At 39.9% G+C, this 11,949-nt stretch carries 10 protein-coding genes; 2 read left to right on the top strand and 8 right to left on the bottom strand.

Going from position 1 to position 11,949, the window contains the following annotated elements:
* Positions 1–11 precede the first annotated feature (11 nt).
* The 8 genes from exbB to A6A20_RS03995 form a co-directional block, all read right to left on the bottom strand.
* Positions 12–455: a TonB-system energizer ExbB gene (gene exbB / locus A6A20_RS03960; protein WP_279572245.1), complete on the bottom strand. Its 444-nt coding sequence runs from the start codon at positions 453–455 to the stop codon at positions 12–14.
* A gap of 232 nt (positions 456–687) precedes the next feature.
* Entirely contained in the window at positions 688–3,258 is a 2,571-nt protein-coding gene (clpB, locus tag A6A20_RS03965; RefSeq protein ID WP_279572246.1) for an ATP-dependent chaperone ClpB, read from the bottom strand.
* Between the two features lie 234 nt (positions 3,259–3,492).
* Positions 3,493–4,305 (bottom strand): pyridoxal phosphatase, encoded by an 813-nt coding sequence (locus A6A20_RS03970; protein ID WP_279572247.1) that lies wholly within the window; start codon positions 4,303–4,305, stop codon positions 3,493–3,495.
* A 201-nt stretch (positions 4,306–4,506) separates the two neighbouring features.
* On the bottom strand, positions 4,507–5,658 hold the full coding sequence (gene mnmA / locus A6A20_RS03975) for a tRNA 2-thiouridine(34) synthase MnmA (RefSeq protein ID WP_279572248.1): 1,152 nt from the start codon (positions 5,656–5,658) through the stop codon (positions 4,507–4,509).
* Between the two features lie 144 nt (positions 5,659–5,802).
* Positions 5,803–6,765 (bottom strand): lipopolysaccharide heptosyltransferase RfaC, encoded by a 963-nt coding sequence (gene rfaC, locus A6A20_RS03980; RefSeq protein WP_279572249.1) that lies wholly within the window; start codon positions 6,763–6,765, stop codon positions 5,803–5,805.
* Complete coding sequence (gene waaF / locus A6A20_RS03985) at positions 6,765–7,817, bottom strand: lipopolysaccharide heptosyltransferase II (protein WP_279572250.1); 1,053 nt, start codon at positions 7,815–7,817, stop codon at positions 6,765–6,767. The genes rfaC and waaF overlap by 1 nt, the downstream gene beginning before the upstream one ends.
* Positions 7,814–8,743 (bottom strand): ADP-glyceromanno-heptose 6-epimerase, encoded by a 930-nt coding sequence (gene rfaD, locus A6A20_RS03990; protein ID WP_279572251.1) that lies wholly within the window; start codon positions 8,741–8,743, stop codon positions 7,814–7,816. Before rfaD ends, waaF begins: the two co-directional genes overlap by 4 nt.
* Before the next feature lie 39 nt (positions 8,744–8,782).
* Positions 8,783–9,601, bottom strand: coding sequence for a Cof-type HAD-IIB family hydrolase (locus A6A20_RS03995; protein ID WP_279572252.1), 819 nt, complete (start codon positions 9,599–9,601; stop codon positions 8,783–8,785).
* Positions 9,602–10,044: 443 nt separating this feature from the next.
* On the opposite strand from A6A20_RS03995, the gene ilvG reads away from it, so the two are divergent.
* Both ilvG and ilvM read left to right on the top strand, forming a co-directional pair.
* Positions 10,045–11,703 (top strand): acetolactate synthase 2 catalytic subunit, encoded by a 1,659-nt coding sequence (ilvG, locus tag A6A20_RS04000; protein WP_279572253.1) that lies wholly within the window; start codon positions 10,045–10,047, stop codon positions 11,701–11,703.
* Between the two features lie 2 nt (positions 11,704–11,705).
* Positions 11,706–11,939 (top strand): acetolactate synthase 2 small subunit, encoded by a 234-nt coding sequence (gene ilvM / locus A6A20_RS04005; RefSeq protein WP_279572254.1) that lies wholly within the window; start codon positions 11,706–11,708, stop codon positions 11,937–11,939.
* Positions 11,940–11,949: the final 10 nt, after the last annotated feature.

Raw genomic sequence — 11,949 nt, forward strand, 5'->3', positions numbered from 1 at the left:
CCCCCCTTAATTTATGCTTGGTGTTGCTGTAAGGCTTTCCATTTCAAACGATTAACTTCCACTTTACGCCCAAGAGCACTATAAAAAATCATCGCAGGAATAGCGACTAAGATACCTACACCAGTGGCTTTTAAGGCTAAGGATAAATGTACCATAATGGCGGCCGCATCAATATCACCGCCAGAATTACCTAATTCATAAAAAGTTAATAGAATACCAATTACTGTACCTAATAACCCTACATAAGGTGCATTTGCTCCCACGGTAGAAATGGTGGTTAAATTGCGTGTCAAATCAATATCCAGTTGGTATTTATTGCTATATTGGCTCACATCAACACGATTTAAAAAAATAAACCGTTCAATTACCGCCCAAAGCATGATAAAGCTCATTAAAGCCAATAATCCGAGAATAATATAATCAATATAATTTTGTAAAAATTCAAATAAGCTCATTGTACACCTATGGATAAATTAAAAAAGTGTTAAAAGGTTTTAACTATCTAATTGAGAATAAATTTCAATTTCACTATTCTAGCAAAAGAGGATAAAGGGGTAAATATTTTTTAAGATAAAATCACTGTGATGAGAATAGAAATTCAGAGAAGAATATTTATTTGGAGTATTAATACGTTGTAATCATCTATATAAAGTATAAAAAAGCGGGCATATACCCGCTTATATTGATTTATTGTTTAACCACAACTTTATTTTGTTCATAATCAACGGTTACTTTTTCGGTTGGTAACACTTGACCTGATAAAATTTGTTGAGCTAATGGGTTTTCAACTTCTTGTTGGATTGCCCGTTTTAATGGTCTTGCACCATAAACAGGGTCATAGCCCACTTCGCTGATAAAGTCTAATAACGCATCGCTGAATACAATATGGTAGCCATGGCTTTCCATACGTTTGCTTAACCGTTGTAATTGAATGGTTGCAATGGCTTTGATATTCTCTTTGGCTAATGGGTGGAATACCACACATTCATCAATACGGTTAATAAACTCTGGGCGGAAATGTTGCCCAACCACTGACATAACTAACATTTTCATTTCATCATAGCTTTCTTGCTGATGATTTTGTATTAAGTCAGAACCTAGGTTAGAGGTCATAATCACCACTGTATTACGGAAATCCACAGTACGCCCTTGCCCATCGGTTAAACGTCCGTCATCTAACACTTGCAATAGGATATTAAACACATCAGCGTGAGCTTTTTCTACCTCGTCAAGCAAAACAACCGAATAAGGGCGGCGGCGTACAGCCTCAGTTAAATATCCGCCTTCTTCATAGCCCACATATCCCGGTGGTGCACCCACAAGACGAGAAACACTGTGTTTTTCCATAAATTCGGACATATCGATCCGCACCATTGCGTTTTCATCATCAAACAAGAAATTAGCTAAGGTTTTGCAAAGCTCTGTTTTACCTACGCCTGTTGGTCCGAGGAACAAGAAAGAACCAATTGGACGATTTGGATCCGCTAAGCCTGCTCGGCTACGGCGAATCGCATTTGCAACAGCCTCAACCGCTTCATTTTGCCCAATAACCCGTTTATGTAGCTCTTGCTCCATACGCAATAATTTTTCTTTTTCGCCCTCCATCATTTTTGCCACAGGAATCCCTGTTGCTCTTGATAGCACTTCCGCGATTTCTTCGTCAGTAACACGATAGCGAAGTAATTTCATTTCTTTACCCTCACTGGATTCAGCTTGAGCAAGCTGTTTCTCTAGGGACGGTATCACGCCATATTGCAATTCTGACATTTTATTAAGATCACCCACACGGCGAGCTTGCTCCATTTGAGTTTTTGCATTATCTAGCTCGGCTTTAATATGTTGTGTACCAGAAAGTGCCGCTTTCTCGCTTTTCCACACTTCTTCCAACTCCGCATACTCACGTTCTTTCTCGGCTAGCTCTTGCTCTAGCATAGCTAAACGTTTACGGCTTGCTTCGTCTTCCTCTTTTTTCAAGGCTTGTTGTTCCAATTTTAATTGGATTATACGGCGATCAAGGCGATCCAATGGTTGCGGTTTAGAATCAATTTCCATACGAATGGAACTCGCCGCCTCATCAATTAAATCAATGGCTTTATCAGGTAACTGACGATCAGTAATATAACGATTAGACAAGGTTGCTGCCGCTACAATCGCAGGATCGGTAATTTGTACGTGATGATGAATTTCATAACGTTCTTTTAAACCACGCAAAATCGCAATGGTATCCTCAACACTTGGTTCGCCCACAAACACTTTTTGGAAACGGCGTTCAAGTGCGGCATCTTTTTCAATATATTGACGGTATTCATCTAATGTCGTTGCACCAACACAATGTAATTCCCCACGAGCTAAAGAGGGTTTTAATAAATTACCTGCGTCCATTGCCCCATCAGATTTACCAGCCCCCACCATCGTATGGATTTCATCAATAAATAAGATGATACGCCCTTCTTCTTTGGCTAATTCTTTTAATACTGCTTTTAAACGCTCTTCAAATTCGCCACGAAATTTTGCCCCTGCAATTAATGCCCCCATATCAAGGGATAACACACGTTTGTTTTTTAATCCCTCTGGCACTTCGCCATTAACAATGCGTTGAGCTAAACCCTCTACAATGGCGGTTTTTCCCACCCCGGGTTCACCAATTAATACAGGATTATTTTTGGTACGGCGTTGTAATACCTGAATGGTTCGGCGAATTTCTTCATCACGCCCAATCACAGGATCAAGTTTGCCTGCCTCGGCACGAGCGGTTAAATCAATAGTATATTTTTCTAAGGCTTGGCGGTTTTCTTCCGCATTTTGATCGTTCACGTTTTGTCCTCCCCGAATTTGTTCAATAGCTTGTTGTAAACGTGCTTTTTGCACGCCGACTTTGTGTAAAATTGAACTTAATTCTCCTTTTTCTTCTAATGCCGCCAATAAGAACAGCTCAGAAGAAATAAATTTATCTTGTTGTTGCTGAGCGATTTTATCGCATAAGTTTAATAATCTAACGATATTATTTGATAGCTGAACATTACCGCCCGAACCCGATACCTGCGGTAATTTTGTTAATGCTTGTGTAAGCTCATTTCGCAACTGAGCAACATTTACCCCACTTGCAGTGAGAATAGGGGCAACTGAGCCACCTTGCTGATCTAACAACGCCAGCATTACATGTACAGGTTCAATAAATTGATTATCTTTGCCTAATGCCAAAGATTGTGCTTCAGCTAAGGCTTGTTGAAATTTGGTGGTAAATTTTTCTATATTCATCTGCTTTTCCTCTCTGTCTTACTATTCTGCTAAATAATGATATTCATTAAATCAATTCTATCATTTACTTTGTTTATGTAAGTGGGTACTAATAAGCATAATTCAAGGGAAAAAGAAAAATTTTTTAAAAATTGACCGCACTTTTCTCTTTTTTATATGGACGTTTTATAGTCGTTCCACTTTAAAATAATACGGCGTTGGTTCGCCTCGCCGTACTATTTAAAGTAGAAAGACTTATAAATATTGCTTTAACACTTGAGCAATGCCGTCTTCATTATGGGATAGGGTAACCAGTTTTGCTTGTGCTTTTACTTCTTCTTCCGCATTCCCCATAGCTACGCCCAAGCCTACGGTTTTTAACATACTAATATCATTATGATTATCGCCAAAAGCAATAACTTGTTCGGAAGGAATTTGCCACAATGCTAGTAGCTCAGCTAAACGGTTTCCTTTGCTATTGCCTTGGTTGGCAATATCAACACGATCCACCCAAGACCATTCACAATTAAACTGTTGTGGCGATAATTCAGCCACTGCTTGTTGCATAATTTGGCGATCAGGGTGGCTAATCACAAATTTCCAAATAGTTTCTTGTTCATTTAAAAGCTGACGAAAATCTGCCACTTGGCGTAAATTAGGACGCACTTGTTCAGGACAATCCGCTACCCATTGGCTAAATTTACGCATATGTTCATTTAATACCTGATAATTCATGGCATCTCTTGAATACATTAATAAATGGATTTGGTATTTTTCCGCAAGATGAATAACCTGTTCCGCTTGGCTTAGGCTTAAAGGATTAGCGAGAGGGGTTTGATCCGTAGCGGCATCATATAAATAAGTACCATTACAACAAATGATCGGTGTGGAAAGATTGAGTTGGTAATGATAAGGTTTTACGGCGGTGTGATGTCGTCCTGTTACTAAAACCACCTTTATACCCTGTTGGATTGCTTGTTCAATGGCTTGCTGACTTGAGGGCAAAATTTGCCCTTGTTTATTTAATAATGTACCGTCTAAATCAAATGCGATTACTTTATATTTCATATTTTCTCCCTTGTGAAATGGCGATGATGAAAAGTTATGCTTGAAAGTATAAGGCTTTTGACGGATAAAATATAGTCGTTCTCTTTTAAAGAGAAACGACTATACTAATACTTGTGGAAATATAGGGAAAAAATAAATGAAAAATTGACCGCACTTAGGCATAGAGCCAACAGTTTTATTGGCTCTTTAATCTGACTTGGATTATTTCAAGGATTGTTCAATAATCCCCCCACCTAAACAAACTTCGCCTTGATAAAAAACAGCAGATTGTCCCGGGGTAACCGCCATTTGAGGTTCATCAAAAATCACGCTAATGCAATCTTGATTGATTGGCTCAATAGTACAGGCGATATCCGTTTGGCGATAGCGGGTTTTGACGCTACAGCGTAAAGGTTGTTGCAAGGCTTGGCGATCAACCCAGTGTAATTGTTGAGCAATCAAGCCTTTGGCATAGAGTTTTGGATGGTTATGCCCTTGCGCAACAATGAGTTCATTATTGGCAAGATCTTTTTCTACCACATACCAAGCTTCATCGCCTGCATTTTTTAAGCCACCGATACCTAAGCCTTTGCGTTGTCCTAGGGTATGGTACATTAATCCATCGTGGCGACCAATAATCTCGCCATCAACGGTGCGAATATCGCCCGGTTGAGCGGGCAAGAAGCGAGCGAGGAAATCTTTGAATTTACGTTCGCCAATAAAGCAAATGCCAGTGGAATCTTTTTTCTTGGCAGTCACTAAGTCAAGTTCTTCGGCAATTTGACGCACTATCGGCTTTTCTAATTCGCCAATAGGGAAAAGGCTTTGGGCGATTTGTTGATAGCTTAGGGTATATAAAAAATAGCTTTGATCTTTGTTGCTGTCTAATCCGCGTAATAATTGGGCTTTGCCTTGTTGTTTGCCTCGTCTTACATAATGCCCTGTGGCAATATAATCCGCGCCAAGATCTTCTGCGGCATAATCTAAAAAGGCTTTAAATTTAATTTCCTTGTTGCACAAAATATCAGGATTTGGAGTGCGTCCTGCTTTATATTCATTTAAAAAATGTTCAAATACATTGTCCCAATATTCGGCGGCGAAATTGATTTTGTGTAAGTGAATACCAAGTTTATCGCATACCGCTTGTGCATCGGCTAAATCCGCCGCAGCGGTGCAATAATCCGTATCATCATCTTCTTCCCAATTTTTCATAAACAAGCCTTCTACTTGGTAGCCTTGTTGTTGTAATAAATAAGCGGATACGGAAGAATCAACCCCACCAGACATACCAACGATAACTTTTTTCGTTTGGTTGGCAAGGCGTTGTTGTTGGCTAATTGGGGTAATATATTGTTGATAAGTTGCTGATTTCATAATAACTCTATTGTTGTAAAAGTGCGGTCTATTTTTAAAAAATTTTATATCCTCGTCCCACCTTAAAATAATGTGTTAGTACGCCACGCCGTACACTTTGTCTTATTTTAAATTGAAACGGCTATTTATTTGTAAATGGTTATATTAAGCAAATAATGCAAGTTGCTCAAGTTTTGTTATTACTTGTGAAACTTGAATATCCGCCATGGTGTTGCCTTGTAAATAATATTGTTGTTGCCCATAACAGCCAATAAGGCGAGGATCCGTTGCCCCATATAAACTAATATTGGGAACCGCTAATGCCGCAGTTAAATGGGCTAGCCCCGTATCTACTGAAACCACTGCCCGAGCTTGAGCAATAATTTGGGCTAATTGGCTTAAACTTGTTTTGGGCAAAACCTCTACTAAGGGAGCTTGTTGAGCGAGACGTTCCGCTCGGGCTTTTTCCTGTGGCGTGCCCCAAGGCAGTTTGATCTTAATGCCTCGTTGATTGAGTTGCTGAAATAATGCCGCCCAAGAAGATTCAAGCCAATGCTTATTTGCCCTAGTGGTAGCGTGAATTGCCACAATATAAGGCTCAGTAGAGGGATTTTGCGAGCCAAAATGGGAGAGAATACCATAATCCCCCTTTGTTGTTGGCAAAGGATAGCCTAAACTGGCGGCGAATAATTGCCTAATCCGCTCTACGGCGTGTTGTTGGTAATTAATGGCATAGGTATGATCATAAAATAAGCTCGCAAGAGGTTCACGAATAGAATGACGATCATAGCCATATTTACGCCCTTTTGCCCAATAAGTGGCGAATAACACACTTTTCAACAAGCCTTGTGCATCAATTACCGCATCATAATTTTGTTGCTGTAATTGCTGTTTATAGGCTCGCCATTGCTGCCAATGTTCTGCGTTAAACAGCTGTTTTCGCCAACGGCGTAGTCCAATGGGAATAACCTGTTTGACCGCTGAATGCCAACTTGGAATCTCGCAAAAATTTTCCTCAACCACCCAATCTACCTGCAAATCTTTGATTGCCATTTGTGCATCAGTTAAAGCAGGTAAGCTATGTAAAATATCGCCCATTGACGAGGTTTTAATTAAACAAATTCTCATTATGAAGATTGCTCGGCTAAAAGTGCGGTCAATTTTTGCAAAACTTTTTCGGGTTGAATATCAATTAAACTTTGATGATAACCTTCTTGGCTATCTTTACCTTGCCGAATTTTAATTAAGTCTCCCTCAATTAAACGAATAATACAGGCATTATCGGATAAAGGCGGTGTATATTGTGGACTGGTCGGCCCATAGCAAGCCACTAAGGGGCGTTGCAAGGCGGCGGCGATGTGCATTAAACCGCTGTCATTACTCACAATCGCACGACAATCCGCAATCAAATCTACCGCTTGATTTAAGCTCGTTTGCCCTGCTAAATTAATGCAGTAGGGCTGCAACTCAGGGGCAAGGCTGTTGCGAATTTGTTCGCCAACGGCAAAATCTTTGGCAGAACCAAATAGGCGAATACTATAATGCTGTGCAATTAATTGCTCGGCAAGTTTAGCATAATGATAGTGCGGCCAACGTTTAGCTGGTCCAAATTCCGCCCCAGGGCAAAAACCGATAGCAGGGCGTGCCTCTGTTATGGCTAACTGACGAGCAAAAGCCTGCTTGGTTTGGGCGATTTCTTCAGGATCTGTCCTCAAATAAGGCTTAGGGATAATCATTTGTTGAGCATTTGGCATTTGTTTGGCAGGATAAGCTAACGCCACATAGCGTTGCACCATCATAGGATAATCCCTTTTGTTACTACGCCAATCGTTTAATATGCCATAACGGCTTTCCCCTTTCCAACCTCGGCGTAACTTGATATTCGCAAAATAAGGAATTAAGGCAGATTTAAACGAGTTTGGCAAAACGATTGCCATATCATATTGCTTTCTCAATGATTTCCCAATGTGATAACGGGCTTTCAAGGCAAATTCGCCATGCCCAATAGGCATGCTAATCGCCTGTCTAACTTCGGGCATACGCTGTAATAATGGCTTACTCCAGTCGGGAGCAAGCACATCAATTTGGCATTGGGGATATAATTGTACCAAGCGTTGATAAAGACTATGGGACATCATCATATCGCCCACCCAAGAAGGGCCAATAATTAAAATATTCATGATTTACGATTTAACCATTGCATATATTCAGCCACACCTTGAGCCACGTTTTTGAAAGGTTTATCGTAACCTGCTTGACGTAGCTTGGTAAGGTTGGCTTGGGTATATTCTTGATAACGAGATTTTAAATGCTCAGGGAAGGGAATGGTTTCTATTTCCCCTTTGCCATGGTATTGGATTACCGCCTTAGCCACTTCCGCAAAGGACTCCGCATTGCCTGTACCACAATTATAAATATCCGAAATCCCCTTTTGCCATGCCCAAATATTCACTTGTGCCACATCTTCCACATACACAAAATCCCGTAAAAAATGGCTTGAGCCTGCGAATAATTTCGGATTTTCGCCGTTTAACATTTGCTTATTCAAATGAAAAGCCACGCTCGCCATACTGCCTTTATGCTGTTCTCTAGGCCCATACACATTAAAATATTTAAAGCCACACACAGGGGATTTTGCTTGTGGCAAAATGGCTCTCACATATTGATCAAATAAAAATTTAGAATAGCCATACACATTTAAAGGTTGTTCAAATTCACGTTGCTCAATAAACTCGGTTTTATCGCCATAAGTAGCGGCACTAGAAGCATAAAGAAAAGGAATGCGACGATCTAAACAATAATGCAAAAGCTCTTTGGAATATTCATAGTTGTTTTGCATAATATATTTGCCGTCCCATTCTGTGGTGGCAGAACAAGCACCTTGATGGAAAATGGCATCAATTTCACCAAAATCATCGCCAGCAATAATTGACGCAATAAAATCTTCTTTATCACAATAATCCGCAATATCTAAATCCACCAGATTAACGAATTTTGTGCCGTCTTTAAGATTATCTACCACCAAAATATCTTTACGTCCTAATTGGTTTAAGGCTTTCACAATATTGCTACCAATAAAGCCTGCACCACCTGTTACAATAATCATCTTCTTTCTCCTTCATCAATTTGTTGCATTATTTTAGCATTAATAAATAGCAAAAGTCGCCCGAATATAACTGGCTACTGCTTCATCTTTGTTTAAACCAATTTGCTCTAATTGCGGACAAGCCGCTTTTAAACGAGGATCGGCATTGAGCATAATACAACCTTTGCCTACTTGGCTTAACATTTCCACATCATTCATACCATCACCAAACGCAATACAATCTTGCAGTTGGTAATCTCGCTGGGTTAATAAATAAGCAAGTGCGGTGCCTTTTGACACATTTTTACTCATGACTTCTAAACATTGTGGCGTAGAAAAAGTAATTGCCGTTTGCTCGCCAAATTGTTGGCGTAATCTTTGTTCTAACGGGATTAAATCCGCAGGTTCTCGCCCAATAAAAAACACTTTTTCCGTACCTCGTCCATGATGCTGAGCAAAATCCACCACTTGATACATAAAACCAGAATCTTGATGATATTTGTGTAACTCAGGAATATCCTTGTTAATAAACCAGCCTTCATCTTGATAACTATTCACACAAATACGCTCAGGATCAAATTCAACATTCATAATTTGCCAAGCCAAGTTTTCATCAAGGCTATTACTATATAAGAGATTGCCTTGTAAATCATGTATTCTTGCCCCATTTGAAGTAATCATCACCGCATTATCTAGCTGAGCCTTGGCTAAAATCGCACTAACATCGGTATAATTACGTCCTGTGGCAAGAATAATATCTACCTGCTGTTGAGCGACTTTCGCCAACGTTTGCAGAGTAAACTCGCCAATAATATGATTAGCATTTAACAACGTGCCGTCTAAATCCGACACCACCGCACGAAAAGGTAATTTATTCATTATTGTTCCTAGTTAATCTGTAGAGGGGAAATCATAGCAAATTTTGCTTAAATTGACCGCACTTTTTCTCTTTTACTTAGTATATCAATGTGGTTAATACAATACTTGAGGCATTTTAGCGAATTTGAGAAAGAGAGAAACATTTCTCTAATTTTTACAAAAAACAAAAAAATTATTTGCATTCTAAATAAAATATGCTATCTATATTAGGGTCGAGAAGACACACAACATACATACTAGACCAGCATTGGATATTGAAATTTATGGCACATAGTCCATTAGTCAGCATTATTAACCTCCTCGTGGTGATTATTTACTGCGAGGCGAGAGTTTGCTGAGCTAAGTCAATAAAAGATTTTAGGTCAACATAAACCCTCGCTAACCATAGCCGAGGGTTTTTTTATAGCATAATGAAAATTTGAAATTGCAGAGTGAGAATAAGTATGAATGGGGCAAATTTAGTTATTGAGTGTTTAAAAGCACAGGGGGTAACCACGATGTTTGGTTATCCGGGTGGGGCGATTATGCCAGTTTATGATGCGATTTACGATTCAGGGATAGAACATTTATTGTGTCGTAATGAACAAGGAGCTGCCATGGCGGCGATTGGTTATGCTCGTGCAAGTGGTAAAACGGGGGTTTGTTTAGCCACTTCTGGACCCGGAGCAACCAATTTGATTACTGGGTTAGCTGATGCCTTGTTAGATTCAATCCCTATTGTCGCTATTACTGGGCAGGTAGCAACGCCTTTTATTGGCACAGACGCATTCCAAGAGATTGATGTATTGGGGTTATCTTTAGGCTGTACTAAACATAGTTTTATTGTTCAGAACATTGAGGAATTACCCGAGGTTATGGCAAAAGCCTTTCAAATTGCACAATCAGGCAGACCGGGGCCTGTCTTAGTGGATATTCCGAAAGATGTTCAATTTGCTCAAACCAATGCTAGCCCTATTTGTTACCCTGTATTAGCCCCTGCCAGCTTATCGGCACAAAATATTGAGCAAGCAATGAGCTTGTTACAACAGGCTAAACGCCCTTTAGTTTATGTCGGCGGTGGGGTTGGTATGGCGAAAGCCGTTGCTGAATTGCGAGATTTTTTAGCGGTTACTTTATTACCTTGTGTTTCTACGCTAAAAGGATTGGGGGCGATTGCTGCTGATCAGCCTTATTATATGGGTATGATTGGTATGCATGGTACCAAAGCGGCGAATTATGCGGCACAAGAGGCTGATTTGCTATTAGTATTTGGAGCAAGATTTGATGATCGTGTAACAGGAAAATTGGAAAGTTTTGCCCCACATGCCAAAGTGATCCATGCGGATATTGATGTGGCGGAAATTGGAAAATTACGCCGTCCTGATGTGGTGCTATTAGGCGATTTAAAACAAGCCTTTCAACAACTTAGCCGTCCTCTTGATATTACCGCTTGGCAAGCGGATATTGTGCGTTTGAAACAAGATTTTGATTTCCGCTATACCCAACCAGCAGCAGAACAAGATATTAACCCTCTTACCTTATTACATCGTTTGTCCTTAAAAAAACCGAATAATGCTATTATTACCACCGATGTAGGACAACATCAAATGTGGTCAGCACAGCATGTTCAGCACTTTGCCCCTGAAAATTATATTACTTCCGCAGGCTTAGGCACAATGGGTTTTGGTTTACCGGCAGCGATTGGGGCGCAAAAGGCACGTCCACAAGATCCTGTGATTTTAATTTCGGGCGATGGTTCATTTATGATGAATATTCAAGAATTAGCCACCTTCAAACGCGCGAATACGCCAATCAAAATTTTATTAATTGATAATCAACGGCTAGGTATGGTACGCCAATGGCAATCTTTGTTTTTTAAAGGACGCCATAGCCAAACCATTCTTGATGATAATCCTGATTTTGTTGCTTTAGCCGCGGCTTTTGGTATTCAAGGGGAACGCATTGAAAAAGCCAGTGAGGTAGAAGGGGCATTAGATCGTTTATTAAGCTCAGAGCAAGCCTATTTATTGCACGTTTGCATTTATGAAGAAGAAAATGTTTGGCCATTGGTGCCGCCGGGTGCTTGTAATGCGGATATGATGGAAGAAGATATTGGAGTGTAACCATGAATGAATACCAATTATTGTTAATTGCACAACATCGCCCTGAAACCCTAGAACGGCTTTTGCGAGTTATTCGTCATCGTGGTTTTGTGGTTACACAATTTACCGCTCAAGTTGATGAGCAACAGCAAAAAGTGCGGTTAGATTTTAAGGTAAAATCTTTACGTTCAGAGGCATTATTAGTAAATCAACTCATAAAACTTTATGATGTTGAGAGCGTTGAAGTGATTGCTTAATAAAATATCC

The sequence above is a fragment of the Volucribacter amazonae genome (assembly GCF_029783845.1).
Lineage (GTDB): Bacteria > Pseudomonadota > Gammaproteobacteria > Enterobacterales > Pasteurellaceae > Volucribacter > Volucribacter amazonae.